Origin of the sequence: Nocardia sp. NPDC051911, assembly GCF_040681035.1 — a bacterium.
GTDB classification, from domain to species: domain Bacteria; phylum Actinomycetota; class Actinomycetes; order Mycobacteriales; family Mycobacteriaceae; genus Nocardia; species Nocardia sichangensis.
Genome location: NZ_JBFAXY010000031.1, coordinates 57313 through 83471, shown reverse-complemented (window position 1 = coordinate 83471; position 26159 = coordinate 57313). Strand labels below are relative to the sequence as shown.

The window sequence follows — 26159 nt, the reverse complement described above, 5'->3', positions numbered from 1 at the left end:
CCGCTCCGAAGCCGAGCCGACAGCGCTGCGCGCCCAGGCGACCGACGCGGCCCCCACAAGGTCGTGGACGTGGCGGTCATTCGATCGAACTCGGCGAACGTCATAAGACCTCCCGCGGTTGTCCATCTCCCTCGATCACGCCTGCGGAGCCTCAGCGGGGGACCTCGTCCGTCGGGACCGCCCTCGCACCACCGAACGGTACGCGCACGACCGTGTGGCTTTCGCGGTTCATACCGGCACGGTCTCGGCGCCGAGGGCTGTCGCCTCCGCGTCAGGCTTCGCCCGTCGCCGGAAGTTCGCGATCGCCGCGCCCGCGCCGGGCCGCGGCGCCCTGGATCACCAGCGCGTACAAAAGCAGCACGAGCACCGGCGCGGCCAGCGGCGCCCAAGCCAAGCGCAGCGGGACGAGAGCGGCGACGACGGCGACCGCCGTGAAGCCGACCGCACCGGTCACGGACGGGATCGTGGTCGGCACCACGCCGTGCGGCGCGGTCACCGTGGCGGCGTTGAGCAGATAGGTCGTGGCCACCAGACCCGTCGCCGCGGAAGCGAGCACACCCGCGTCGGCGACCGCGAGCACGGCGAGCGCGAGCAGCACCGCGCAGACCGCCAGCGGCCGCAGCCACCAGCCGAGCGCGACGAAGACCAGGGCGGGAATGCCGATCCACGGCTCCAGCAGCGCCACCGACGCCACCAGCAGCACCCCGGAGAGAACGGCGAGGAATCTGGTCATCGGCGCACCCGTACGGTCCTGCGGTGCTCCGGCAGCACCCGCATGATCTGGTCCAGGCGCGCGTCTTCCGGCCACGCGACGATGTCAACGCCGACGGTGCCCATGTCCCGGTACATCGCCGCGCGCTCGAGCTGCCACATCTTGGCCAGGATCGGGTCGAGGTCCTCACGGAACGGCGTGCCGCGCAGGACGTCCACCACGACCACCACGTGCCCGCGCTTGCGCAGATCGATCAGCGCGAGCGCGAACTGTGTGTCCAGCAGGGTGGAGAAGGCCACCACGATCGCGCCGAGCGGCACGGCGGAGTGCGGCGCGAGGGTGCCGGTGGTCGGGATGTGTTCGTCGCCCACGTCGAGCACGGTGTCCACGATGCGGTAGAACTGGCGCCGCCCGATGTCCGGCCGCAGCCAGCGCGGCGCCTGGCCCAAGCAGACCACCGCGGTCCGGTCGCCCGCCTGCAAGGTCGACTGCACCACCTGCGCCGCGCCGCGCACCGACAGCTCCAGCGAATCGGTCGCCGGTCCCGGCGCTTGCTGCGAGGTGTCCACCAGCACAACGACATCCGCGGAACGATTGGTCAGTCGCTCGGTGACGTACAGCCGCCCGCGCCGCGCGCTCACCGGCCAGTTCACGATGCGCAACTGGTCGCCGGGGGCGTAGGCGCGGATGTCCGCGTACTCGACGCCGGGACCGTGCCTGCGGGTCAGGTGGGTGCCGAGCCGCTCGGGAAGTTCGGTGCGCGGCAACCGCATTCGCTGCGGATCGGTGATCGGGTACACGAACAGCTGCCCCGCGGGCAGCACCGCGGTGGCGACGGCGAGCCCGGCGGGGCTCAGCGCCGAGACCCGCACCGACATCGGGTAGCGCCCCCACCTGGCCGCCGAGAGCGCGAGCCGCAACCCGGCGGGCGCGATTCCGGAATCGCCGGCCTCCTCGATCTGGATCTCCAAGCCGGCCGAACGCTCCGGCTTCAAGCGCAGCAGCGCATGCCCTTTCTCCACGAAGGCGGCGACGGTCAGCGTCACCTCCTCGGTCTCGAAACAGCGCAGCGTGCCGCCGCCGTCGACCTGGATCCTGGTCGAGGACTGCTGCCACGGCGCGGTTGCCAGCACGCCGAGCAGCGGCGCGGCGAACACGAGCAGTTGCCACCGGCCGAGGACCACCGCGAGCACCAGGGCCGCGGCGGCGCACCCCGCGAGCATGAAGACCAGCGGTGCGGGTCGCCACCGCAATTCGGCGTCGACCGCGGAACTGGCGTCGCGGTGCCTCATGTCACGGTGGCGCGCGGTACCGGCAGACGGCGCAGCAGTTCGGTGATCACGTCCTCGCCGCGGATGCGGCGCACCCACATCTCCGGCCGCAGCGTGATCCGGTGCGCCATGGCCGGGATCGCCAGCGCCTTGACGTCTTCGGGAATCACGTAGTCGCGGCCGAGCAGCAGAGCCCGCGCCCGGGACATCTGCACCAGGTCCAGTTCCGCGCGAGGGCTGGCGCCGACCTCGACCTGAGGGTGCCCTCGGGTCGCCGACGCCAGCGCGACGACATAGCTCACCACGTCGGGGTGCACGGTCACGTACTCGACGGATTGCCGCATCTCCAGCAAACCGTTGGCGTCGACGACCTGGTTGACCTGCGGCACCTGCGCCCCGCGCTCCAGTCTGCGGCGGATCATCTGCGTCTCGTCGTGCTCGGACAGGTAGCCCAACCGCAGCTGGATGGCGAAGCGGTCGAGCTGCGCTTCCGGCAGCGGGTAGGTGCCCTCGTACTCGATCGGGTTGTCGGTGGCCAGCACGATGAACGGTTGCGGCAGCAGGAACGTCTCGCCGTCGATGCTGACCTGTCCCTCGGCCATCGCCTCCAGCAGCGCGGCCTGTGTCTTCGGCGGTGTGCGGTTCACCTCGTCGGCCAGCAGCACGTTGGTGAACACCGGCCCGCGACGGAAGGTGAACCGGCCCGAGGACATGTCGTAGATCGTCGAACCGAGCAGATCCGCGGGCAGCAGGTCCGGGGTGAACTGCACCCGGGTGAACTGCAACCCGAGCGCGGCCGCGAACGATCTCGCGATGAGCGTCTTGCCGAGACCGGGTAAGTCCTCGATCAGCACATGCCCACCGGACAGCACCGCGATCATGATCAACTGCAACTCGTCCTGCTTGCCGACCACGACCCGGGACAACTCCCGGAGCACGGCCTCGCTGCGCTGGATGGTCATGTCCATCGGCATGGTCATGTGTGTACCCGCACTTGCCTCAACCCATTTCACATTCTCTGCAGGCGGCTCAGGATCTCGTCCAGCGCCGCACGTCCCGGTGCCCTGCCGGCTTGATCACGAAGGGCCGAATTGGCCGGGTCCACCCAGCGCCACAGTTCCGGCCCGAACTGGTGGACACCCGCCGCCTCGACCGCTCTGCGGTTCTTCGCCACCCGCTGGCCGCTGGACAGCTCGAACTCCTTGGCCAGCAGAGGACGCAGGTGCCGGTCCCAATCGGCACGACTGCCGTCCGCCCGGTCGGCGAGCATCTCCGCCCTGGCGTGCCAGCGCTGCAACATCTCGGCCGGGCCGTTCTCCATGTCGTCGAACTCGTCGGCGTCCCCGGCCTCGGCGCGTTCGAGCAGCGACCAGATCAGCCAGCCAAGCGCCACCGCGACCGGGATGCCCGCGACAATCGGCAGCAGCCCGCGGGCGCGCTCGACGGCGACCAACTCGATCACCGCGATGACGATCACCCCGGTGATCACCACCCCCATCCGATTCACGCGATGTCCTTTCCCACCCGGCCGGTCACGCGGGCACCTCCCCTTGCAGATCGGCGAGCACGATGCGCAGCAGTTGCTCGGCTCGCATGCGCTGCCATTCGAGCATGGCGTGCGGGCTGAACCTGGCCTCCTCGAACAAGGCGACCAGTTCGCGGGCGGACGCGTCGTGCAGCGCGCCGCGTTCGAACGCGCGGGCCAGCACTTCCATCGGGGTGTCCGAGGCGAGCGGAGCGGCGGCGCGGTCGGAGGCGAGGCCGCGCTCCATCGCGACGTAGCAGGCGATGATCGCGGTGCGCGGGTCCTGGCCCGGGGCGTTCATCGCGGCCAAGCCCAGCTCGGCCGCGCGGGCCAGCGAGTCGGCCACGGTGGGCGTCGGCGCGACCCCGGGCGCCTGCGCCGGGACGGGCTTGCGCCGGGACGACACCGCGACCACGACCAAACCGCTCATCGCCACCGTCACCAGGCCCGCGGCCGCGATTCCGGCCAGCACCAGCGCCGTTCCGGTCAACTCCGCCGACCTGGGCTCGCGTTCGGCGGGCGGCGGGGTCCCCTGCTCCGGCGCGGCGCCCGTGGTGGTGGCGGGGGTCGCCGGGCGCGCGGGTTCACTCGGCCTGCCCGCGCCGATGAAGTAGATCGCCGTCACAGCCGCGAACAGCACGCCGAGCAGCGCGAGCGCACCGAGCACTGCCAGGCCCACGCGCCCCAACCGCCACTGCTTGCGCTCGTCCGCGCGTTCGGGCTCCGGCATGGCCAGCGGCAACCGGTGCTGGCTGGCGATGACGCCCGCCAGCAGGATGACGATCGATACGGTCAGCAACACGGGCATCAGAGCGACCGACAACGCGGACGGGACTTGCCTGCGCGACTCGCTCTCCGTGATTCCTGGGATGTATCCGTGCAATGCGATGGCGGCAAAAGCCAGCAGCGTGATCAGCACGATCACGCGCGATATCGGCGCTCGCGCCCTGGCCACTGCGTTACCACCAAATCTGAGTACTCCACAAAACAGCCACATAGTTACATGCCGGGCGGTCCGCTCGGGATGGAATGGAATACTTCGCAGTCCTTCCTCCTAAACCGCAACTGTGCGGGGAGGCGGCGGGTCGGCCATCGCGACGGTGACTACCGGACGATTTCGGCCGAGGATTGAGACAATGCACAAAGCCGACTCGTCAAACGTGAGATATCCGGCACTTCCCGCACCTCCCGCACCAGCTCGCCGAGCGCTGCGGACGCGATGACGGTGAGTGCACGATCGGCGTCGTAGAGCACGTCGACGACGTTCACGAAACGCATCGTCCAGTCGGGCGGAACTGTGCGCAGTGGTGGTACATCCCGGATTTCCCAGCGCGGAAAACGTTGTGCCAGCGCAACATAATCCGCCGCGGAAGTTGGGGTCCCGCACAATGCGGCGAAGTCGATGACGAGTGCGCCTCCGTCCGTCGCAATCGCCCGCAAACTTCTGGCACCGAGGGATATCTCGACGATCGATTCGATTTCCCGTTGTGTCGCATCATTATTGCGGGAGGACGAAGCCGACAACGCTTCCACGGTCATGTGCCATCGGGGCGCCACGACGTATCGCCCGGCCGCGAATCCGGTACCGGCGCCCCGGGCACCGAGGGTCCGATAGTCGATCGCGCCGTCGACGGCGACCACGTCCATGTTCGCGAGAATTCGCTCGATCGTCGGCACGAACCGGTCGTGGAACAACGGATTCGGCAGCAGCTCGGCGGGCGGATAGTTCGACGTCACCACCAGCGCGACGCGGCGGGCGAACAGCGCGTCGAGCAGCCGGGCGAACAGCATCGCGTCGCCGATGTCGTGGACGTGGAATTCGTCGAAGCAGACCAGCAGGGCGTCGCCGAGCAGCGCGTCCACCGCGGCATCGATCGAGCCGGACGCGTGCGCCGCGGCGTGCAGGCTCGCGAAGAACTGGTGAAAGTGGTAGCGCCGCTTGCGTTCCGATGCCACCTCGGCGAAGAACCGGTCCATGAGCATGGTCTTGCCGCGCCCGGGCCTGCCGTGGAGGTAGACGCCACGGCTCCGTCGGCTCGGCCTGCCGCGCCGATCGACCAACTCGCGCAACCGCGCCGCCGCCCGCGCCTGCTCGGCATCCCACCGTAGTTCCACGGCACCTCCAAAGTCCTCTACATTTGTAGAGGACGAGGCCGCGCGGCGGCCAGGAAGGGTGATCATGTCCACAGGCGACCGGCGTGCGCTCCTCGTCGACACGGCCATCGAAGTGATCGCGGCACGCGGCCTGCGCGCGCTCACCCACCGCGCGCTGGACACGGAACTGGGCCTGCCCGCCGGTTCGGCTTCCTACTACTTCCGCACCAAACGCGCCCTCATCGAGGCCATCGTGGAGCGGATCACCACCCGCACCCGCGACGATTTCGCCGCTGCCGCGTTGACGCCGACCGCCGACCGGCAACCGGTCGCGGAAGCCATCGCGGCCTGGCTGGACCGGCTACTCGCGCAACGGCGCGGTCACCTGATCGCACGGCACGCTCTGCTGATCGATCTGCTGGACGATCCCGACCTGCATCCCCGGCTGGTGCGCAGCCTGTTCTCCATCGACCGCGCCCGCGACCTGTTCCGCGCCATGGGCGCGCCCGATCCGGATATCCGGGCCGCGGATTTCGTCGCCGTCATCGAGGGAGCCGTCTTCGACCGCTTCGCGGGCAATCGCACCGCCCTGCGCCCGGACACGCCGGAGAGCCTCCAGCAGCTCGCCCGCGTTCTCGCCGCGCACTTGCGCGTGTGATCAGCTGGGCCAGCCCCGCTGGCTGTAGGTCACGCCGGTGAGGTAGCCGTGGATACCGGCGGCCGGATACGGAATGAGGGTTTTCGGAAGGTTCGCGAGCGAGAACCACCGCAGCTCGTAGGACTTGTCCGGCTCGCGGTTGACCGGCTCGCCCGACCAGCGGCGCGTCTCGAAGAACAACCCGACCCGGGCTTCCCGTTCGGACTCGACGACGTGCGCGGAATGGACGTGCCGCAGATCCGCCGGATCGATCACCACGCCGACCTCTTCGTGCGCTTCGCGGACCACCGCGGCGAGCACCGACTCCCCCACCTCGAGCTTTCCGGCGGGCAGGTGCCACAGCCCGTCGAACTCGTCCGCGCTGCGCCGCCTGCTCAGCAATAATTCCGCGCCGCGCAGCAGCAACACATGCACATCCACCAAATGCCTGGCCACCACTTGCCCCAAGCTACGCGCCACCCCCCGCACCGGCGGCGGTTCGCACACCCGTCAGCACTCCGGACCCACCATGACGGGTGCCGGAGTGCTGAAGCAGGCAGGCGCGGCCGACCTGATCAGTCCGCACTGAGGACGAGGCCGGAGGTCGGCACGCCGGTGCCCGCGGTGACCAAGATGTTGGTCAGGTCGGCGACCGGGTTGACCGAGACGCCGCGGATCTGGCGCACCGCCTCGGCGATGCCGTTCATGCCGTGGATGTACGCCTCGCCGAGCTGGCCGCCGTGCGTGTTGAGGGGCAGGCGTCCGCCGACCTCGATGGCGCCGTCGGCGATGAACTCCTTCGCCTCGCCCCGGCCGCAGAACCCGAGTTCCTCCAGTTGCATGAGGACGAACGGGGTGAAGTGGTCGTACAGGATGGCGGCCTGCATGTCCTCCGGACGCAACCCGCTCTGCGCCCACAGCTGCTCACCGACCAGGCCCATCTCCGGCAGGCCGGTCATGGCGTCGCGGTAGTAGCTGGTCATCACGTACTGGTCGGCGCCGGAACCCTGGGCGGCCGCGGCGATGACGGCGGGCCGCTGCGGCAGGTCGCGAGCCCGCTCGACGCTGGTGACCACGATCGCGACGCCGCCGTCGGACTCCTGGCAGCAATCCAGCAGGTGCAGCGGCTCGGCGATCCAGCGGGAATTCTGATGATCCGCCAGCGTGATCGGCTTGCCGTAGAAGAAGGCCGCGGGGTTCACCGCGGCATGCTTGCGGTCGGCGACGGCCACGCGGCCGAAGTCCTCGCTGGTGGCCCCGTAGACGTGCATATAGCGCCGGGCGACCATCGCGACCTGCGCGGCCGGGGTGCCCAGCCCTTGCGGGTAGGACCAGCCCGCGTCGATGCCCGACGAGGTGGGCGCGGTGGCCAGCGCCGTGGAGAACTGCCCGAACCGCGACACCGACCGCTCGTTGAACGCGCGGTAGGCCACCACGACGTCCGCGACGCCGGTGGCCACCGCCATGGCGGCCTGCTGGATGGTGGCGCAGGCCGCGCCGCCGCCGTAGCCGATGTGGCTGAAGAACTTCAGCTGCGGAATGCCGACCGCCCTGGCCACAGCGGCCTGGGTGTTGGTGTCCATGGTGAACGTGGTCAGGCCGTCCACGTCGGCGGGCGTCAGGCCCGCGTCGGCCAGTGCGGCGGTGACCGCCTCGGCGGCCAGGCGCAGTTCGCTGCGTCCGGAGTCCTTGGAGAAATCCGTGGCGCCGATGCCGACGATGGCCGCACGGCCGGAAATCTTCTGCTCAGACATCGGCCCTCCGCAACGCGATGACGGCCGTAGCCGTGATGTGGTCGCCGAGGCTGTCCTTGCCGACCACGTCGATGTGTATGTCGTCGCCCTCCAACGCGGTCACCGTGCCGGTCAGTGTCAGCGTGTCCCCGGCGTACAGCGGCACGCCGAGGCGCAGCGCGATCGACTTGACGACGGCGCGCGGGCCCGCCCAGTCGGTGACGAAACGCTGCACCAAGCCGGTGTCGGTGAGGATGTTGACGAAGATGTCCTTCGAGCCGCGGGCGACGGCCTTGTCCCTGTCGTGGTGCACGTCCTGGAAGTCCCTGGTGGCCAGGGCGGTGCTGATCACGAACGTGGGGTCGGCGCCGATCACCAGCTCGGGCAGCACCGTGCCCACGCGCACGGCGGCGCTCACGAGACCACCTGCCAGACCGGCAGTGTCGCCTCGTCGTCGAGCTTCTCGAAGCCCACCTCGACCGGCAGACCGATCCGCACCTCGGCCGGGTCGATGCCGCGCAGTTCACCGAGCATGCGCACGCCTTCCTCCAGTTCGACCAGCGCCACCACGAACGGCAACTGCCGCCCCGGCACCTTCGGCGCGTGGTGCACGACGTAACTGAACACGGTGCCGCGCCCGGAGGCGACGACGTAATCCGTCGGTTTCGACTTGTCCTGCCAGATGGCGGGAATGGGCGGATGCCGCAGCGAGCCGTCCGGCAGCCGCTGGATGCGCAGCTCGCCCGCTTTCGTTCCTTCCCAGAAGAATTCGGTGTCCCAGGAGACCAGCGGCTTGACCCGCGCGCCCTCCGCGGCTTTCGGCGCGGCGGTGCCGGGAGCGAATTTCAGCAGCCGGAACAGCATCTCGGCGACCACCTCGTCGCCGACCCGCCAGGTGGTCTGGAAGGTGACGAACCATCCCTCACCCAGCGCGGTGCGCTTCGGGCCGCGGATGTCCGACAGCGTACTGGTGACCGAGACCTGTTCGCCGACCGCGAGGTAGCGGTGGTAGGTCTGCTGACAATCCGTGGCGACCACGGAGGTGTAACCCGCGGCGTCGAGCAGTTCCGTAGCCGACCCCATCGGGTCGTCTGCGGGGCGAGAACCGTTGAGCCCGAACATGGTCCACACCTGGGCCATGGCGGGCGGCGCGACGATGCCTGGATGTCCCGCCGCGCGCGCCGCCTCCTCGTCGACATAGATCGGATTGGCGTCGCCGAGCGCCTCGACCCAGTTGTTGATCATCGGCTGGTTCACCGGATCGCGCCCGAAACGGGGCGCGCTCGCACCCGCCGCCTTGATGGCCTCGGCTGCGGCAACGATCGCTTCCGGAGTAGTGGTTTCCGGCACGCGCGGCTCCTTCACTCGTTATCGGGGTACTCGCGGCAACCGCAGACCGGACGAGGCGACCAGTTCGCGCATCACCTCGTTGACGCCACCGCCGAAGGTGACCACGAGGTTCTGCTTGGTCCTGCGGTCCAGCCAGGTCAGCAGCTCGCCGGTGGCCGGGTCGGCCGGGTCGCCGTAGCGGCCGACGATCTCCTCGGCGAGCCTGCCCGCCTCCTGGAGCGATTCGGTGGAGTAGACCTTGGTCGCGGACGCGTCGGCGATCACTTGCGCCTGGTCGCCGTCCACAGTCGCGGCGACCTGCCAGTTCAGCAGTTCGTTCAACCGGACCATGGCGTGGATGCGGCCCAGCGCCCTGCGCACGTCGAGTTCGGCGAGCACGCCGCGCGGTTGCGCCCAGTCGCGCACCCGGTCGTAGAGCTGCTCGATCTTGCCGGACGGCCCCAGGCTCACCCGCTCGTGGTTGAGCTGCGTCGTGATCAGCTTCCAGCCCCGGTTCTCCTCGCCGACCAGCATGTTCGCCGGGACGCGCACGTTGTCGAAATAGGTCGCGTTGGTGTGGTGAGCGCCGTCGCAGGTGATGATCGGCGTCCACGAGTAGCCGGGGTCGGTGGTGTCCACGATCAGGATCGTGATGCCGCGGTGGCGCGACTCGGTCGAGCCGGTGCGGCAGGCCAGCCAGACGAAGTCGGCCTCGTGCGCGCCCGTGGTGAAGATCTTCTGCCCGTTGACGATCCAGTCCCCGGACTCGTCACGCACCGCCGAGGTGCGCAGCGAGGCGAGGTCGGTGCCCGCGTCCGGCTCGGAGTAGCCGATCGCGAAATGGACGTCGCCGGAGAGGATTCCGGGCAAGAACCGCCGCTTCTGTTCCTCGGTGCCGAACTGCTGCAAAGTCGGTCCGACGGTCAGCAGCGTCACCAGCGGGAGCGGGACGTCGGCCCGGACCGCCTCGTTGAAGAAGATCTGCTGCTCGACCGGCCCGAAGCCTTGGCCGCCGTATTCCTTGGGCCAGCCGACGCCGAGCCAGCCGTCGCGGCCCATCCGGCGCACCACGGCGCGATAGGCGTCACCGTGCCGGTTCACCGCCATCTCGGCCTCCTCCTCGGGAGTCACGAGATCGGCGAAGTAGGCACGCAATTCGTCGCGCAGCCGGCGTTGCTCGGTGGTCAGGTCGATGAACATCTCGCCCCCAATCGGTCGAGCCGGAACGACGCGCCGCCGAGCCAGCGAGCGATGTCCTTGGCTTGTGAGTAGTAGCGATGCATCGGGTGGGTCACGTCCACGCCGAGGCCGCCGTGCAGGTGATGGCACTTCTGCATGGCCGCGGGAAGTTCCGCGGCGACGGTGTAGGCGAGGATCTCCAGGTCGTCGTCGGTGCGCTCGCGATGCTCCCGGCTCGCGTCGGGCTGCGCCAGCGCCCAGTTCGCCGAGACCGCGGCCACATGCAGGGTCCGCGAGACGACGTACAGATCCGCGATCTGCTGGGCCACCGCCTGGAACTCGGCCAGCGGCCTGCCGAACTGATGCCGGGTGCGCAGATGCTCGGCGGTGAGCGTGATCGCGCCTTTGAGCAATCCGTCGGCCACCGATCCGATCGAGGCGAGCGCCAGCCGGTGCAGATCGGCGAGACCGACCGGCCACAGCTGGTCGGCCGGAATCTGCACCTGGTCCAGCCCGACCGTGTACTCGGGAATGCCGCCGGAGACCGGCGTCGGCGTGCGGGTCAGGCCGACGGCCTGCGCGTCCACCACGGCGATACCGGCGTCGGTCGGCACCAGCAGCCAACTCGCCTCCTCCGCGTACGGCACCGCCACCTTGTGCCCGGTGATGCGCACCGTGTCGCCGCTGACGACGGCGGTGGTCTCCGGCTCGCGGACGAACGGCGCCCCCGGTTCGCTCAGCGCCGCCGTGAGCACCGCGCCCTCGGCGACCCCCGGCAGCACGAGCGACTGCACGCGCTCCGGCGCGCAGGCCACCAGCGGCAGCACGCCCAACCCCAGCGTCGACAGCGCCGGCACCGCCACCGCGTCGGTGGCCAGTTCGGTGAGCAGCGCCGACACCTCGAGCAGCCCCATCCCATCGCCGCCGAACCGTTCCGGCAACGCGACGACGAGCAGACCGGAGTCGGCCAGCTTCGGCCACAATCGCATGTCGCGCGCCGGTTCGCGCTCCAGCAAGCTCACGACGACCTCGGCCACCGCGTCCTGGCCCTCGTCCCTGGTGAAGTCCACGCTTGTCTCCCGATTGGCTGTAGGGCTAGCTGTCCGCGTCACGAGGCAGCCCCAGAATCCGCTCGGCGGCCACGGTGAGCAGGATCTGCTCGGTCCCGCCCGCGATCGACAGGCAACGCGTGAGCAGGAACTCCTTGGTCACCTCGGAGTCCTGCGCGCCGAGCGGGCCCGCCGCCTCCGCGGCGAATTCCGCTACCGCTTGGCGGTGGCGCACGCCGACCAGCTTGCGCACGCTGCTCTGCGCGCCGGGGTCACCGCCCGCGAGCATCTTCACCGCGGCGCGTTGCTCGAGCAGCAGGCCCGCGATCGCCTCGGCCACGAATCCACCGAGCCGGTCGTTCACCAGCTCCGCGCCGGGGCCGGTGGCGGGCGATTTCGCGATCAGCTCTTCGAGTACCGGACCGATGCCGTTGCCACCCATGGCGACTCGCTCCGTCGACAGCGTGGAACGGGCGATCTTCCATCCGTTGTTCAGCGCGCCGACCACGCAATCGTCCGGCACGAACACGTCGTCGAGGAAAACCTCGCTGAAACGCGCCTCTCCGGTGATCTGCACCAGCGGGCGCACCTCGAGCCCGGCGCTGTGCATATCGACCAAGAAGTACGTGATGCCGCGGTGTTTGGGCGCGTCGGGATCGGTGCGCGCCAGGCAGATCGCCCAGTTCGCCTTGTCGCCCAGCGATGTCCACACCTTTTGCCCGCGCAGCACCCAGCCGCCGTCGGTCTTTTTCGCGGTGGTGCGCAACGCCGCCAGGTCGGAACCCGCCTCTGGTTCGCTGAACAGCTGGCACCAGACCACTTCGCCGCGCAAGGTCGGCCAGGCGAAGCGCTCGATCTGTTCCGGCGTCCCGTGCTGCAACAGTGTGGGGATCGCCCAGCCGCCGATGGCCAGGTCCGGCGCGGTGAGTCCGGCACGGCGCAGCTCCTCGGAGATGACCAGGCCGGTCATCGGGTCCGCGGCGCGTCCGTATGGCCGCGGCCAGTGCGGCATGACCAGGCCCGCGTCCACCAGCGCGGCACGCTGCCGGTCGGCGGGCAGCGCCGCGATCCGCGCGACCTCGGCGGCGAGTTCGTGCGCGCTGTCGCCGTCCACAGCGGCCACGCCTTCCTCGGCGAAGACCCGATCGGCCCCGGTGGTGCGCCGCAGGCCCCTGCGGGTCAGTTCGGTGACCCGCGCCCGCCAGTGCGCCGAACCGCCGAGCAGTTGGCGCAAGGCCGTGGCCCGGCGCAGATACAGGTGGGCGTCGTGCTCCCAGGTGAAGCCGATGCCACCGAGCACCTGAATACAGTCCTTCGCCGTCTCCACCGCGGCGTCCAAGGCGATGGCGGCCGCGATGGCGGCCGCGATCGGCAGTTCGGCTCCGCCGTCGTCCACGGCCGCCGCGACGTCGGCCGCGGCGGCGCGGATGAGTTCGGTGCGGCACAGCATCCAGGCGCAGATGTGCTTGACCGCTTGGAACGAACCGATCTTGCGGCCGAACTGCTCGCGCACCTTCGCGTACTCGACCGCGGTCTCGAGGCACCAGCCCGCGAGGCCGGACAGTTCGGCGGTGACCAGCGCGACGAGCAGGTCCCCTGCCGCGTGCGGCGCGACGAATACGCGTTCGGCGGGCACGCGCAGGTCGGCGCAGTGCACCCGCGCCAGCGGCGTGCTCGGATCCAGCGGCGCGAGCGCTTCCACCCGCAGGCCCTCGGCGTCGGGCGCGACCAGGCACCACCGCTGTCCTTGCGGTTGGTCGATCGGCAGCAGCACGGCGGTGCCTGGGGCGGCGCCGACGACGGAATCCCAGGTACCCGTGAGCAACACGCCGTCGCTCGCGACGGGTACGCTCACCGTCGAACCGACGACGAAGTCGAGCGCCACACCGCACGGCAGGTCCTCGTCGAGCTGTCCGGCGGTGAGCAGATTGGCCAGAGCCGTCGTGAGTACCGGGCCGCCGACGAGATCGTGCGCCGCCTGTTCCACCAGCACGGCCAGATCGGAGACCGACCCGCCCGCACCTCCCGCGTCCTCGGCCACCGCGACCCGGAAGATCCCGATCTCGGCCAGCGCGGGCCAGTAGGCGCGCCAGAAGTCGGCCGCGCCGGCCCGCATTGTTGCAATCGGACGGACCGAAGCGGCCCATCCGCGCATCGACTCCTGAACGGCTTTATGCTCGTCAGTGGTGGCGATGGTCACACTCCATACCGCCTTTCCGGCGTGACTCCCACACCTAGAACATGTTCTAATATCCTAGCCGGGCGGAAGTCAAGAGACCGCCGCGGCCGCACCGCGCACGCAGCCGACGAAACGACGTTTCCGGAAAGGACTTTCATCAATGGCCAGTCCGTCCCGATCGCAGCCAGCCGACCCGAGCGCGGGACGGCCCGCCGCCACGGTCACCACGCTCAGCGAGGACGAGCTGAGCTCGGCGGCGCAGCGCGAGCGGCGCAAGCGGATCCTGGACGCGACCTTGGCGCTCGCGTCCAAGGGCGGTTACGACGCGGTGCAGATGCGCGCGGTGGCCGAGCGCGCCGATGTCGCGGTCGGCACGCTGTACCGCTACTTCCCGTCGAAGGTGCACCTGCTGGTCTCGGCGCTGTCGCGCGAGTTCGAGCAGATCGAGGGCAAACGCAAGCCGCTTGCCGGGCAGTCCCCACAGGAGCGCATGCACCTGCTGCTCACTCAGATCACCCGGATGATGCAGCGCGACCCGCTGCTCACCGAGGCCATGACCCGTGCGTTCATGTTCGCCGACGCCTCGGCCGCCGCCGAGGTGGACCGGGTCGGCAAGGTGATGGACCGCGTCTTCGCCCGCGCGATGAACGACGGCGAGCCCACCGAACGCCAGCTGGCCATCGCGCGGGTGATCAGCGACGTGTGGCTGTCGAATCTGGTCGCGTGGCTGACCCGGCGCGCCTCGGCCACCGACGTGACCGAACGACTGGAACTGACCGTCGACCTCCTCCTGGGCGAACGCAACCAGTAAGCTCTAGCGGGATCTCTCAGCACACAGCGAGCGAATCAGCGCCCGGTCACCCCACCGGGCCCGAATAGCTCGTTGTGCTGCGACGAAGCTCACCCGCTCGGATCCCGTTGCCGTTAGCTGGGCAGATCTACCGGACACCGGTTCAGGTGTGCGTTATCGTGCGCACGCGAACCGGCGCGCTTCTGTGCGGCAAATTCAACACAGTATTGTTTTGCCCGCCCCCTGAAAAAACTCCTCCGATCACTAGGTTGGATGCGTGAGCGCACAGGATCTGCCACTGGAACTTCGCCGTGCACTGTCGACGGTCGCGCGCGTGCCACGGCTGTTGGTCGCATCGGACTACGACGGGACACTCGCGCCCATCGTGTCCGACCCGACCAAAGCCTTTCCCCATCGGGAATCGGTGAGCGCGTTACGAGCCCTCGCCGGCCTGACCGGGACCACTGCCGCCGTGATCTCCGGCCGCGCGCTGCGAGATCTCGCGGCGCTGTCCCGCCTTCCGGTCGAGGTGCAACTGATCGGCAGTCACGGCTCGGAATTCGACGTGGGCTTCGTGCACGCGATCGACAACGACGCCAAGCATCTGCTCCAAGAGGTGCAGACGGCCCTGAATCAGGTCGCCGCGGACAACCCCGGCGTCACCGTCGAGATCAAACCGGCCAGTGTCGCGTTGCACGTGCGCAACGCCAGCCCGGAGATCGGTCATCGCGCGCTGTCGCAGGTCCGGCTCGGTCCGGCGTGCTGGTTCGGCGTGCAGGTCACCGAGGGCAAGGCGGTCATCGAACTGGCCGTGGTGCAGACCGACAAGGGCACCGCACTGGACACCGTTCGGCATCAGGCGGGGGCCTCGGCCGCGGTGTTCTTCGGTGACGACGTCACCGACGAGAAGGCGTTCCGCGTGCTGTCCGGCCCGGACGTCGGCATCAAGGTCGGCGACGGCGAGAGCCTGGCCAAGTTCCGGGTGGACAGCACCGAGGCCGTGGCGTGCGCGCTGGCCTACCTGCTGGAGGAGCGCCGGACCTGGCTGGCCGGCGCGAGCGCGCCGCGCATCGAGCGGCTGACCATGCTGGCCAGCCCGCGCTCGGTCGCGCTGCTCACCCCGGACGCCACGGTGACCTGGTTCTGCCATCCGGAGCCCGATTCGGCCGCGGTGTTCGCCCACCTGCTCGGCGGCCCGCAGGGCGGCCACTTCACCATCGAGCCGGAGCGGCCGGGCCTGCCGCTGTCGCAGCGTTACGTCGACGGCACGATGACCGTCGAAACCCGTTGGGCCAAACTGCAAGTCACGGACTACCTGCCGCACGACGTAGCCCCGACCCGCACCGACCTCACCCGGGTGATCACCGGCGACGCGAAGGCCGTGGTCACCTTCGCCCCGCGCCCGGAGTTCGGCCAGGTGCCGGTGAATCTCGAGGCGCAGGAGGGCGGGCTGCGGGTGTACGGCACCAACGACCCGATCGTGCTGCGTTCACCCGGCGTGCGGTGGGAGATCGTCTCGGACGGTACCCACGAGTCGGCGCGGGCCGTCGTGGATCCGTCCAAGGGGCCGGTCGTGCTCGAACTGCGCTGCGGCACCGCCGATCTCGATCCCGCCCCGGCCAGTGAGGCGGAGCGGCGGCGGGAGGCGCAGCGGTACTGGTCGGATTGGGCGGGGACGCTCACACTGCCGCCGCTCAAGCCCGACCTGATGAAGCGCTCCGCGCTGACCCTGCGCGGCCTGGTGCACGCGCCGTCCGGCTCGATCCTCGCGGCCGCCACCACCTCGCTGCCCGAGGACATCGGCGGCGTGCGCAACTGGGACTACCGCTACTGCTGGCTGCGCGACGCGGCGCTGACCGCGCAGTCGCTGGTCTCGCTCGGCTCGCTCGCCGAGGCGGAGGACTACCTGGGCTGGGTGCACCGCGTGCTGGAGACCTTGCCCGGCCCCGAGCGGCTGCACCCGCTGTACACGCTGTACGGCGAGACGCTGCCGCCGGAGGCCTCGATCGACCAGCTACCCGGCTACGCCGGCTCCCGCCCGGTGCGCGTCGGCAACGCGGCCAACATGCAGGTTCAGCTGGACGTCTTCGGTCCGATCGTGGACCTCATCGCCACCCTGGCGCACGCCAGGGAGCTGCGCGGCGTCACCGATCCGGCGAACGTGCTGCCCGACGCCGACTGGGAGCTGGTGTGCGCCATGGTCTCGGCGGTGCAGCGGCGCTGGCAAGAGCCCGACCACGGCATCTGGGAGATCCGCGGCAACCCCCGCCACCACGTGTACTCGAAGGTGATGGGCTGGCTGACCGTCGACCGGGCGCTCACCCTGGCGCAGAAGTTCGATCGCGAGGCCGATCCGGCCTGGCCGGTGCTGCGCGACACCATCGCCGACGAGGTGAAGGCCAAGGGCTGGAACGACGAGGTGCAGTCCTACACCGCGGCGTACGACGGCACCGACCTGGACGCGGCGACGCTGCACATCGGGCTGAGCGGCCTGATCGACCCGTCCGACCCGCGCTTCGCGGCGACGGTCGTGGCGACCGAGGCCGAGCTGCGCAGCGGCTCGACGGTATACCGCTACCACCACGACGACGGCCTGCCCGGCGGCGAGGGCGGATTCCACCTGTGCGCGGCCTGGCTGGTCGAGGCGTACCTGCTGATCGGCAAGCGCTCCGACGCCGAGGCGCTGTTCGCCCAGCTGGTCGACGTGGCGGGCCCGACCGGGCTGCTCAGCGAGGAATACGACCCGGTGGCCGAACGGTCGCTCGGCAACCATCCGCAGGCGTACAGCCATCTGGGCCTGTTGCGCTGCGCGCAGCTGCTGGGGCAGCCGGTGGAGGCCGCGCTGGTCTGACCACGTAGGAGCCGAGGGCCCGCGAACGAGGAATCGTTCACGGGCCCTTCGCATTCGGTTTCCAGGTGGGCGTCGCATCCGAACGCTTGACGGCCCCTGCTAGAGTTAACGGGAACGATTTCCATTATGATCTAGAGCACGGCCAGGAGTACCCCACGTGAGAACCCGATTCGCCATCAGTTGCGCAGGTATCGCCGTGGGAGTCGTCTCCGCCCTGACGCTGACCGCCTGCGGCGGCTCCAACGACGACGGACGCCCGACCGTCGTCGCCTCCACCGACGTCTGGGGCGATATCGCCGCCGCCGTCGCGGGCCCCGACGCCGCCGTCCGGTCGCTGATCACCGATCCGTCCGCCGACCCGCACTCGCACGAGACCTCCGCGGTCGAGTCGGCGGCGCTCAGCGATGCCGACCTCGTGGTCTACAACGGCGGCGGCTACGACCGGTTCGCCGAGAAGGCGGTGGCGGGCACGAACAAGCGCACCGTGGACGCGTTCGCCCTGCGGGCCGATCAGAGCGACGACAACGAGCACGTCTGGTACGACGTGCGCACCGTCGACGTGGTCGCCGACCGGATCGCCGCCCAACTCGGCGAACTGGACCCGGGCAAGGCCGCGGCCTACGCCGAGCGCGCGACGACGTTCAAGAACCGGCTCGCCGCGGTTACCGCCATCACCGGCGCACTCGCCGCCGAGCATCCGAAAACTCCGGTGCTGCAGACCGAGCCCCTCGCGCACTATCTCCTGGTCGCCACCGGAGCCGACGACCGGACTCCGCACGAGTTCCAGGAAGCCATCGAGCAGGAGACCGACCCGGCCCCGGCGGCCGTCGCGGCGACGCAGGACCTGCTCACCGGCAAGCGGGTCCGCGCCCTGATCTACAACGTGCAGACCGAGGACAAGATCACCAAAGACCTGCGCGCGACCGCGCGGAGCGCGGGCGTCGCCGTCGTCGAGGTGACCGAGACCCTGCCCGACGGCGTGGATTACATTCAGTGGCAGACGAAGAACGCGCAGGCGCTCGCCGCCGCGCTGGGCTGAGCAGATGAACAAGGGAGCCGCGCTGACCGCACACGCCGACGAGGTGGAACGGCGCTCGACCATCGGCGAATCGGCCGCGGTGCGACTGGAGGCCGCCCGCTTGTCGTTCGGAGACCGAACCCTTTGGGAGGGGCTGGATCTCACTGTCGCGCCGGGTGAATTCGTCGCGGTCCTCGGGCCGAACGGTTCGGGCAAGACCTCGCTGCTGAAGGTGCTGTTGGGTCAGGTCGGCCTGAGTTCGGGCGCGGCTCGGATCGCGGGCTCTCCCGCGCGCACCGGCAATCACGACATCGGCTACATACCGCAACAGAAGACGATCGACGCCGGGGTGCAGTTGCGCGGCGTCGATCTCGTCGGCCTCGGCGTCGACGGGCATCGCTGGGGGCTCGGGCTGCGCTCCCGCGCCGAACGCAGGCGGAAGGTGGCCGCGGCCATCGCCGACGTGGGCGCCGAGCGATTCGCCCACGCGCCACTGGAATCCATGTCCGGCGGCGAACAGCAGCGACTGCGGGTGGCGCAGGCGCTGGTCGGCGATCCGAAGGTGCTGCTGTGCGACGAACCGTTGCTCAGCCTCGACCTGGCGAATCAGCGACTGGTCGCCGAGCTCATCGATCGCCGCAGGCGCACTCACGACACCGCGGTGCTCTTCGTGACGCACGAGATCAACCCGATCCTGCCCCTGGTGGACCGGGTGCTGTACCTGGTCGACGGCAGGTTCCGGATCGGGACGCCGGAAGAGGTGATGACCTCGGCGGTGCTGTCGGAGTTGTACCGCACCCAGGTGGACGTACTACGGGTACGCGGGCGTCTGGTGGTCGTCGGCACCGGCGACACCATGGACGCGCTCGGCACCGCGGGCGGCCACTGCCACGGCCCGGCCGGCGACGAGTTCGCCCACGGCGATTCCGCCGGTAGCCCCGCACCGGACGATGACGCCACCTCGACCACGGGATCCGTCGAAGAGCCGGTCCCCTCAGCACCGACCTCAGCGCATGCCGCCGTCGCCGCTACCTCGACCGACACGGAAACCGGCACACGAACCAGCCGCTCGGCAATCAACGGCAGCGCCCCGGCCGAACGAACACCGGCAGTCCCGACGACCGCCGCCCCGACTTCAGGCCGATCGCCGACCACCGACGATGCACGCGTCGCCGCTACCTCGACCGACACGGGAACCGGCACACGAGCCGGCCACGCGGCGACCCGCGGCACCGCTCCGGCCGAACGAACACCGGCGGTCCCGACGACCGCCGTGCGCCCGAACTCGGGCCCACCCTCGACCATCGATGTGACGAGTGGTGGCTCGACGCCGATCGACCCGAAGACCAACGAACCGGCGGTGAGCAGTGCGCCGATGACCGAACCGACATCGAGCAGCCTGGCATCCGCGGTCGACACATCGCCCAGCCCGGCGAACGGCAACGCGGCAACGGGCGACGTGGCGTCCGGACACCCGATCCACGGCAACGGTTCGACGGCGGCCCACGCTTCGGCGGAGCGTATCCAAGGCGACGGCGACCGTCCGACGGCGGATCCCGAGCAGAGCGGAGTGCGTTCGTGACCGACAAGCTCTCCAGCGTCCTCGGCAAGATGCTGGACTTCGGCACCACGGCGAACCTGCTGTCCTACGGTTTCGTCCAGCAGGCGCTGCTCGCGGCGGCCCTGCTGGGGCTGCTGTCCGGCGTGATCGGTCCGCTGATCATCAGCAGGCAGATGTCGTTCGCAGTGCACGGCACCAGCGAGCTTTCGTTGACCGGAGCCGCCGCCGCGCTGCTGGCCGGTGTCGGCGTCGGTTTGGGGGCCATCGCGGGGTCGGTGGTCGCGGCGGTGTTGTTCGGCCTGCTCGGCGCGCGGGCGCGGGAACGCGATTCGGTGATCGCCGTGGTGCTCTCGTTCGGGCTCGGACTCTCGGTGCTGTTCCTGTGGTTGGGCCCCGATCGCGCGGGATCGAAATTCTCCCTGCTGACCGGCCAAGTGGTCAGCGTCGGCAACAACGGGCTCGGCCTGCTCGCCGTCTGCACCGCCGGAGTGATCGCGGTGCTGGCCTTCGTCTACCGGCCGCTACTGTTCGCCAGTTCCGACCCGGAAGTGGCCGTGGCGCGCGGTGTCCCGGTGCGGGCGCTGTCCATCGTGTTCGCCGTCCTGCTGGGCATCACGGCGGCGTTCGGGGTGCAGATCGTCGGCGCGCTGCTGGTCCTCGCCCTGCTGATCACCCCGGCCGCCGCGGCCGCCCAGCTCACCGCGGACCCGGTTCGAGCGACCGTGCTCGCCGTGGTGTTCGCTGAGATCGCCGCCGTTGGCGGCATCCTGCTGTCGCTCGCGCCTGGCGTCCCCGTCTCGACCTTCGTCACCACGATCTCGTTCCTGATCTACCTGGCCTGCCGCCTGCTCGGCACCCGTGACCGCAGACTCGCGCACGCCCGCTGAAGGCGTCGTGCGCCGGTCTACTGACGCCGCACCGGCATGTCGAGAAGTTCTCGCGATCGACGTCCGGGTGATGGCGGTGACCTCATGGCGAGCGCAACGCCGGCCAGCGGTGCCGCGACCGCCAGTCCAGCGGCTATCAGTGCTGATCAGCGCCTAGCTCGCAAACCGGACCGATTTTGATGGCAGCCGCCTTCAGTCATTGGCAAATGCTTTCGTATGCTCGACTCATCGCGCCCCCGAACGAATGGTGACCAACGATGATCGACTTCGCGATTCCCGCCGACCTCGCCGCCGAACGCGACCGAGTGCGCCGCTTCGTCATCGACAAGATCGTCCCCTACGAGCGCGACCCGCGCCTGACCGCGCACGGGCCGACCGACGAGCTGCGGCAGGAACTCGTCGAACTCGCCCGCGCCGAGAAGCTGCTCACCGTGCAGGCGCCCGATTCGCTCGGCGGACGCGGACTGACCCACATCGAGCAGGCGGTGATCTACGAGGCGGCGGGCTGGTCCACGCTCGGCCCGGTCGCGATGAACTGCGCGGCGCCCGACGAGGGCAACATGTTCCTGCTGTCCAAGGTGGCCGATCCCGACCAGGTCCAGCGTTACCTGGCCCCCGTGGTCGCGGGCCACCAGCGTTCGGTCTTCGCCATGACCGAGCCCGACGGGGCCGGCTCCGACCCGGCCCAGCTGGCCACCAGCGCCGCCTTCGACGGCGAGAACTTCACCATCAACGGCCGCAAATGGCTGATCACCGGGGCGAACGGCGCGAAGACCTGGATCATCATGGCCCGCCTCGCCGCCAACCCGCATCTGCCCGAGGGCCCAACGCTGTTCCTGGCCGACGGCGCGGAACCCGGCATCGTCATCGAACGCACGATGAACACGATGGACCGCAACTATGTCGCCGGGCACGGTGTGGTCCGCTTCGACAACCTGACTCTGCCCAGGGAAGCGCTGCTCGGCGAGGCGGGCCAGGCGCTGCGCTACGCCCAGCTCCGGCTCGCCCCCGCCCGCCTGACCCATTGCATGCGGTGGCTCGGCGCGGCCGAACGCGCCCAGAGCATCGCCGTAGAGCACGCGCGCACCCGCACCGCGTTCGGCAAGCCGATCGGCGACCACGAGGGCGTGTCGTTCATGCTCGCCGACAACGAGATCGCCCTGCACCAGTGCAGGCTGACCATCTGGCACGCGTGCTGGCTGATGGACAACGGCGAGAAGGCACGGCACGAGAGTTCGATCGCCAAATCGTTCGTGTCCGAGGAGTTGTTCAAGGTCGCCGACCGCTGCGTGCAGGTGCTCGGCGGCATCGGCATCAGCGACGAGACAGTCGTCGAGATGATCTTCCGGGACATGCGCGCCTTCCGCCTCTACGACGGGCCCACCGAGGTGCACAAGTACGCCATCGGGCGCAAGGTGCTGCGCGGATAGCCGAGGACTTTCGGCCCCGGGTCAGCTGCGCGCGCGTCGGCTAACATCCTGTGGCATGAGTTCGGAACTGCACGTCGACGTCTCCCGGGGCGTCGCCGTGCTCACGCTCAACCGGCCCGCCCAGCAGAATGCCTTCACCCCCACGATGGCCGCCGAGTTGGGCGCCGCGTTGCAGCGCTGCGATTCGGAAGACGCCATCCGTGCCGTGATCATCACCGGCACCCCGCCCGCGTTCTGCGCGGGCGCGGACCTGTCCAATCGGGTGGGCGAGGTCAGCGCCACCATCGATCCGCCGCCGTGGCGGGTGCGCAAACCGGTGATCGCGGCCGTCAACGGCCACGCGGTCGGCATCGGCTTGGCCCTGGCCTTGCAGTGCGATCTTCGGTACATGGCACGCGACGCGGTGTACGGGCTGAATCAGGTCCGCCGCGGCGTGCTGGCCGACGGCTACGCCCACTGGACGCTACCCAGGCTGGTCGGCATGGCCAACGCCGCCGACATCATGCTGACGGGGCGCACCTTCGACGGCGACGAGGCGAAGGCGATGGGCGTGGCCAACAGCTCGCTGCCCGCGGGCGAGGTGCTACCGACGGCGCTGGCCGTCGCGCACGACATCGCGAACGGCTCGGCGCCACTACCGGTGGCACTGTCCAAGCGGCTGCTCTGGGAGGGGCTCGGGATGAACCCGGCCATGGTCGGTCAACTGGAAACCGATCTCAACCAGCACGCGACCAAGAGCATCGACGGCGGCGAGGCCATGGCCGCGTTCCGGGATCGCAGGCAGCCCAGCTGGTCGGGCAGCGTCAGCACGGAATGGCCCGCCTGGGACACCGCCGGGCGCGAACGGCCCAGTCTGGACTAGGCGGCTCGCCCGGCTGAGTGCGATGCCGCGGAATGTCACCGCCGGCGGTAGCGCCCCTCCGCCCCACGCGGGACTCGGTCAGCGCCGCTCAAGCATTACCGCCGAGCACGATGAACAGGAACAGCAGCGCGAAGACGATCATCAGGACGGTGCCGATGACGCCGAGGACGTAGCCGACCAGCACCTGAGCGCGACCACCGTACGCGCCGCCGGATTCCTCGATCTGGTCGAGCGCGCGCCGTCCCAGCGCCCACGCCACCGGCCCCAGCACTCCGCAGCAGAGGACGCTCGCCGCGCCGAGAAACAACACCGCCGTCGCATTCGGATGCTCGACCGGCGCGCCAATGGGCTGATTGGGTATCACCACCAGCCGAATTCTACTGGGCTCCTCGGCGTCTCCGGGTTTTTAGGCCGTATGGATCGGGAGCCGCGAGATTCGGGGGCAGGTCCTGCGTTCAGTGGTACTCGGGTTCTGGGCGTGCCCGGTGAGCTACCCATGTTCTGGCTAGATCAGTTGTTGCGCTGCGTTTTTCGTCGCGAACTACGAGCCGTCCGCAGCTCGGAGCGTGCCAGTACGACGTGGGATACCCGGAGCCGGGCAACGGGAGTCCAGCACGGGAACGTGCTCAGGCGCGGCGTTGGCGGGCGACTTCGGACAGCACCACACCGGCGGCGACCGACGCGTTCAACGATTCCACCGGGCCCGCCATCGGAATCGACAAGATCGAGTCACAGGACTCCCGCACCAGGCGGGACAGTCCTTTGCCCTCCGAGCCGACCACGATCACGGTCGGCTCGCGACCGTCGAAATCGTCCAGCGTGGTATCGCCACCGGCGTCCAAGCCGACGACCTGAATGCCCTGAGCCGCCCAATCCTTCAGCGTGCGAGTGAGATTGGTCGCGCGGGCGACCGGAAGCCGAGCGGCGGCGCCCGCGCTGGTGCGCCAGGCCACCGCGGTGACGCTCGCGCTGCGTCGCTGCGGGATCAGGACGCCGTGGCCACCGAAAGCCGCCACGGAACGCACCACCGCGCCCAGATTGCGCGGATCGGAGATGTTGTCCAGCGCCACCAGCAACGCGGGCTCGGCGGCGTTGCGCACCCGGTCGAGCAGATCGTCCGGGTGGGCGTAGCGATACGGCGGCACTTGGAGCGCGACACCCTGGTGCAAACCGTTGGCGCTCAACCGATCCAAGTCGGTGCGCGGAACCTCCAGGATGGAGATACCGGTGTCGGCGGCCAGCCGCACGCTCTCGGTCAGCCGGTCGTCGTTCTCGGTGCCGACCGCGACGTACAGTGCCGTCGCGGGCACGCCGGCACGCAAGCACTCGACCACCGGGTTGCGCCCGAGCACCAACTCCGGCCCGTCCTCGGTCTTGCGTCCGGCGGGCCGTGCCGCCGCGCCACGAGCGGACGGACGGCCCTGCGCGGCTTTGGTTTTCGCGGCCGCGCGCTTGGCGGCAGGATGCTTGGTGCGCATCTCGGCGGGCGGGGTGGCGCCACGCCCCTCCAGTCCGCGCCTGCGCTTGCCGCCGGAGCCGACCACGGCGCCCTTCTTGCTGCCGCTCTTGCGGACCGCGCCGCGGCGCTGCGAATTGCCTGCCATCACTTGGCCTTTCCGGGTTGCGGCGCACCGAGCGCCCATTCGGGACCGCCGGCCGTGTCGGTGACCTCGATCCCCGCGGACTGCAGACGATCGCGCACGGCGTCGGCGGCCGCCCAGTCCTTCGCGGCCCGCGCCTCCTGACGGCGGTCGAGTTCCGCACGCACCAGCACGTCCAGCGCGCCGAGCGCGGCCGAGGAATCGCTCGGTGTGTACCAGTGCGGATCGAGCGGGTCGACACCGAGAATGGCGAGCATGGCACGCACCTGGCTCGCCAGGTCGCGCGCGGAGTCGATCGCGCCGACCTCCAGCGCCTTGTTGCCCTCGTGCACCGCGCGATGGATCTCCGCCAGCGCCTTCGGCACCGCGAGATCGTCGTCGAGCGCGGCGGCGAACGCGTCGGTCCACTTGCCCACCGGGATCTCACCGGCCCGGTCCACCACCCGGTTCACGAACGCCTCGATGCGCTGATAGGACTGCGCCGCGTCGTGCAGCGCCTTGTCCGAGTACTCCAGCATCGAGCGGTAGTGCGCGCTGCCCAGGTAGAACCGCAGTTCGACGGCCCGCACCTGCTTCAGCACGTTCGGCACGGAGAGCACGTTGCCCAGCGACTTGGACATCTTCTCCCCGCCCATGGTCACCCAGCCGTTGTGCAGCCAGTACCTGGCGAAGCCGTCACCGGCGCCCTTCGACTGGGCGATCTCGTTCTCGTGGTGCGGGAACACCAGATCCATTCCGCCGCAATGGATGTCGAATTCCGCACCGAGATAGAACTCGGCCATCGCGGAGCACTCCAGGTGCCAGCCGGGGCGGCCGGGGCCCCACGGGGACGGCCAGGTCGGCTCGCCCGGCTTGGCCGCCTTCCACAAGGTGAAGTCACGCGGATCGCGTTTGCCTTCGCCCGCGCTCTCGCCTTGATGCACGTCGTCGAGCTTGTGGCCGGACAGCTTGCCGTAATCGGGGTAACTGACCACGTCGAAGTAGACGTTGCCCTCGGAAGCGTAGGCGTGACCGCGATCGATCAGCCGCCGCATCATCTCGACCATCTGCGTGATGTGGCCGGTGGCCCTGGGCTCCGCGGACGGCGGCAGCACACCGAGCCGTTCGTAGGCGCGATCGAAGGCGCGCTCGTGCGTGGCAGCCCACTCCCACCACGGCCTGCCCGCTTCGGCGGCCTTGGTGAGGATCTTGTCCTCGATATCGGTGACGTTGCGGATGAAGAAGACGTCGATGTCATGCGCGAGCAGCCAGCGTCGCAGCACGTCGAACGCGACTCCGCTACGCACATGGCCGATGTGCGGCTCGCCCTGCACGGTAGCGCCACAGAGGTACACCGAAGCACGGCCGGGGACCAAGGGCGCGAAATCGCGCACGGTCCGCGTGTCGGTGTCAAAGAGGCGCAGCGTCACGGCAGTCGATCCTAGCTGGTGTATAAGGTCGTTCACGGACCG

At 69.7% G+C, this 26159-nt stretch carries 23 protein-coding genes and 1 pseudogene; 8 read left to right on the top strand and 16 right to left on the bottom strand.

The window, feature by feature from the left end:
• Nucleotides 1–271: 271 nt before the first annotated feature.
• The 6 genes from AB0L97_RS30385 to zapE form a co-directional block, all read right to left on the bottom strand.
• Nucleotides 272–733: a hypothetical protein gene (locus AB0L97_RS30385; protein WP_356963581.1), complete on the bottom strand. Its 462-nt coding sequence runs from the start codon at nt 731–733 to the stop codon at nt 272–274.
• On the bottom strand, nt 730–2004 hold the full coding sequence (locus tag AB0L97_RS30380; RefSeq protein ID WP_355076768.1) for a DUF58 domain-containing protein: 1275 nt from the start codon (nt 2002–2004) through the stop codon (nt 730–732). Before AB0L97_RS30380 ends, AB0L97_RS30385 begins: the two co-directional genes overlap by 4 nt.
• Nucleotides 2001–2963, bottom strand: coding sequence for a MoxR family ATPase (locus tag AB0L97_RS30375; RefSeq protein WP_355076766.1), 963 nt, complete (start codon nt 2961–2963; stop codon nt 2001–2003). Before AB0L97_RS30375 ends, AB0L97_RS30380 begins: the two co-directional genes overlap by 4 nt.
• Nucleotides 2964–2992: 29 nt before the next feature.
• Nucleotides 2993–3481 (bottom strand): hypothetical protein, encoded by a 489-nt coding sequence (locus AB0L97_RS30370; protein WP_356963885.1) that lies wholly within the window; start codon nt 3479–3481, stop codon nt 2993–2995.
• Nucleotides 3482–3515: 34 nt separating this feature from the next.
• On the bottom strand, nt 3516–4433 hold the full coding sequence (locus tag AB0L97_RS30365) for a DUF4129 domain-containing protein (RefSeq protein ID WP_355076764.1): 918 nt from the start codon (nt 4431–4433) through the stop codon (nt 3516–3518).
• Nucleotides 4434–4612: 179 nt separating this feature from the next.
• Nucleotides 4613–5623 (bottom strand): cell division protein ZapE, encoded by a 1011-nt coding sequence (gene zapE, locus AB0L97_RS30360; protein WP_364436136.1) that lies wholly within the window; start codon nt 5621–5623, stop codon nt 4613–4615.
• 64 nt (nt 5624–5687) lie between these two features.
• Here zapE and AB0L97_RS30355 point away from each other — a divergent pair, with 64 nt between their 5' ends.
• Complete coding sequence (locus AB0L97_RS30355; RefSeq protein ID WP_364436133.1) at nt 5688–6260, top strand: TetR family transcriptional regulator; 573 nt, start codon at nt 5688–5690, stop codon at nt 6258–6260.
• Here the strand turns inward: AB0L97_RS30355 and AB0L97_RS30350 are convergent, their stop codons facing one another.
• The 7 genes from AB0L97_RS30350 to AB0L97_RS30320 all read right to left on the bottom strand — a co-directional run bounded on the left by AB0L97_RS30350 (nt 6261) and on the right by AB0L97_RS30320 (nt 13729).
• Nucleotides 6261–6719 (bottom strand): NUDIX domain-containing protein, encoded by a 459-nt coding sequence (locus tag AB0L97_RS30350; RefSeq protein WP_364436130.1) that lies wholly within the window; start codon nt 6717–6719, stop codon nt 6261–6263.
• Between the two features lie 95 nt (nt 6720–6814).
• The gene (locus AB0L97_RS30345) at nt 6815–7993 is read right to left on the bottom strand and encodes a lipid-transfer protein (protein ID WP_355076758.1); all 1179 of its coding nucleotides are present in this window, start codon (nt 7991–7993) and stop codon (nt 6815–6817) included.
• Nucleotides 7986–8390, bottom strand: coding sequence for a MaoC family dehydratase (locus AB0L97_RS30340; protein WP_355076756.1), 405 nt, complete (start codon nt 8388–8390; stop codon nt 7986–7988). The genes AB0L97_RS30345 and AB0L97_RS30340 overlap by 8 nt, the downstream gene beginning before the upstream one ends.
• Nucleotides 8387–9322 carry an OB-fold domain-containing protein gene (locus tag AB0L97_RS30335; RefSeq protein ID WP_364436125.1) on the bottom strand — a complete coding sequence of 312 codons (936 nt, stop codon included), beginning with the start codon at nt 9320–9322 and terminating at the stop codon, nt 8387–8389. The genes AB0L97_RS30340 and AB0L97_RS30335 overlap by 4 nt, the downstream gene beginning before the upstream one ends.
• A gap of 18 nt (nt 9323–9340) precedes the next feature.
• Nucleotides 9341–10501: an acyl-CoA dehydrogenase family protein gene (locus AB0L97_RS30330; RefSeq protein ID WP_364436122.1), complete on the bottom strand. Its 1161-nt coding sequence runs from the start codon at nt 10499–10501 to the stop codon at nt 9341–9343.
• Nucleotides 10486–11550, bottom strand: a complete 1065-nt coding sequence (locus AB0L97_RS30325) for an acyl-CoA dehydrogenase family protein (RefSeq protein ID WP_364436120.1) — start codon at nt 11548–11550, stop codon at nt 10486–10488. The genes AB0L97_RS30330 and AB0L97_RS30325 overlap by 16 nt, the downstream gene beginning before the upstream one ends.
• Before the next feature lie 25 nt (nt 11551–11575).
• On the bottom strand, nt 11576–13729 hold the full coding sequence (locus AB0L97_RS30320) for an acyl-CoA dehydrogenase (RefSeq protein ID WP_364436117.1): 2154 nt from the start codon (nt 13727–13729) through the stop codon (nt 11576–11578).
• Nucleotides 13730–13868: 139 nt separating this feature from the next.
• Here AB0L97_RS30320 and kstR point away from each other — a divergent pair, with 139 nt between their 5' ends.
• The 7 genes and pseudogenes from kstR (at nt 13869) to AB0L97_RS30285 (ending at nt 23107) form a co-directional block, all read left to right on the top strand.
• Nucleotides 13869–14519 carry a cholesterol catabolism transcriptional regulator KstR gene (gene kstR / locus AB0L97_RS30315; RefSeq protein ID WP_039794748.1) on the top strand — a complete coding sequence of 217 codons (651 nt, stop codon included), beginning with the start codon at nt 13869–13871 and terminating at the stop codon, nt 14517–14519.
• A 256-nt stretch (nt 14520–14775) separates the two neighbouring features.
• A complete protein-coding gene (otsB, locus tag AB0L97_RS30310; RefSeq protein WP_355076747.1) occupies nt 14776–17349 on the top strand; it encodes a trehalose-phosphatase in 2574 nt (857 codons plus the stop codon).
• 157 nt (nt 17350–17506) lie between these two features.
• Nucleotides 17507–18388, top strand: a complete 882-nt coding sequence (locus tag AB0L97_RS30305) for a zinc ABC transporter substrate-binding protein (RefSeq protein WP_355076745.1) — start codon at nt 17507–17509, stop codon at nt 18386–18388.
• 4 nt (nt 18389–18392) lie between these two features.
• A pseudogene (locus tag AB0L97_RS30300) lies at nt 18393–19250 on the top strand (ATP-binding cassette domain-containing protein); the annotation flags it as partial.
• A gap of 695 nt (nt 19251–19945) precedes the next feature.
• On the top strand, nt 19946–20815 hold the full coding sequence (locus AB0L97_RS30295; RefSeq protein WP_355076743.1) for a metal ABC transporter permease: 870 nt from the start codon (nt 19946–19948) through the stop codon (nt 20813–20815).
• 257 nt (nt 20816–21072) lie between these two features.
• Nucleotides 21073–22245 (top strand): acyl-CoA dehydrogenase family protein, encoded by a 1173-nt coding sequence (locus AB0L97_RS30290; protein WP_364436109.1) that lies wholly within the window; start codon nt 21073–21075, stop codon nt 22243–22245.
• A 55-nt stretch (nt 22246–22300) separates the two neighbouring features.
• Nucleotides 22301–23107 (top strand): enoyl-CoA hydratase-related protein, encoded by an 807-nt coding sequence (locus AB0L97_RS30285; RefSeq protein WP_355076739.1) that lies wholly within the window; start codon nt 22301–22303, stop codon nt 23105–23107.
• 88 nt (nt 23108–23195) lie between these two features.
• On the opposite strand, the gene AB0L97_RS30280 is transcribed toward AB0L97_RS30285, so the two are convergent.
• The 3 genes from AB0L97_RS30280 to cysS all read right to left on the bottom strand — a co-directional run bounded on the left by AB0L97_RS30280 (nt 23196) and on the right by cysS (nt 26117).
• Entirely contained in the window at nt 23196–23474 is a 279-nt protein-coding gene (locus AB0L97_RS30280) for a DUF4190 domain-containing protein (RefSeq protein WP_356963572.1), read from the bottom strand.
• 259 nt (nt 23475–23733) lie between these two features.
• Entirely contained in the window at nt 23734–24711 is a 978-nt protein-coding gene (gene rlmB, locus AB0L97_RS30275) for a 23S rRNA (guanosine(2251)-2'-O)-methyltransferase RlmB (RefSeq protein WP_356963571.1), read from the bottom strand.
• Nucleotides 24711–26117 carry a cysteine--tRNA ligase gene (gene cysS / locus AB0L97_RS30270; RefSeq protein WP_355076734.1) on the bottom strand — a complete coding sequence of 469 codons (1407 nt, stop codon included), beginning with the start codon at nt 26115–26117 and terminating at the stop codon, nt 24711–24713. The genes rlmB and cysS overlap by 1 nt, the downstream gene beginning before the upstream one ends.
• Nucleotides 26118–26159: the final 42 nt, after the last annotated feature.

Bases quoted from the DNA above. Each gene is read 5' to 3' on its own strand.
- AB0L97_RS30385 (WP_356963581.1), bottom strand. From the start codon at position 733: ATGACCAGATTCCTCGCCGTTCTCTCCGGGGTGCTGCTGGTGGCGTCG.
- AB0L97_RS30380 (WP_355076768.1), bottom strand. From the start codon at position 2,004: ATGAGGCACCGCGACGCCAGTTCCGCGGTCGACGCCGAATTGCGGTGG.
- AB0L97_RS30375 (WP_355076766.1), bottom strand. From the start codon at position 2,963: ATGACCATGCCGATGGACATGACCATCCAGCGCAGCGAGGCCGTGCTC.
- AB0L97_RS30370 (WP_356963885.1), bottom strand. From the start codon at position 3,481: ATGGGGGTGGTGATCACCGGGGTGATCGTCATCGCGGTGATCGAGTTG.
- AB0L97_RS30355 (WP_364436133.1), top strand. From the start codon at position 5,688: ATGTCCACAGGCGACCGGCGTGCGCTCCTCGTCGACACGGCCATCGAA.
- AB0L97_RS30345 (WP_355076758.1), bottom strand. From the start codon at position 7,993: ATGTCTGAGCAGAAGATTTCCGGCCGTGCGGCCATCGTCGGCATCGGC.
- AB0L97_RS30330 (WP_364436122.1), bottom strand. From the start codon at position 10,501: ATGTTCATCGACCTGACCACCGAGCAACGCCGGCTGCGCGACGAATTG.
- kstR (WP_039794748.1), top strand. From the start codon at position 13,869: ATGGCCAGTCCGTCCCGATCGCAGCCAGCCGACCCGAGCGCGGGACGG.
- AB0L97_RS30290 (WP_364436109.1), top strand. From the start codon at position 21,073: ATGATCGACTTCGCGATTCCCGCCGACCTCGCCGCCGAACGCGACCGA.
- AB0L97_RS30285 (WP_355076739.1), top strand. From the start codon at position 22,301: ATGAGTTCGGAACTGCACGTCGACGTCTCCCGGGGCGTCGCCGTGCTC.
- rlmB (WP_356963571.1), bottom strand. From the start codon at position 24,711: ATGGCAGGCAATTCGCAGCGCCGCGGCGCGGTCCGCAAGAGCGGCAGC.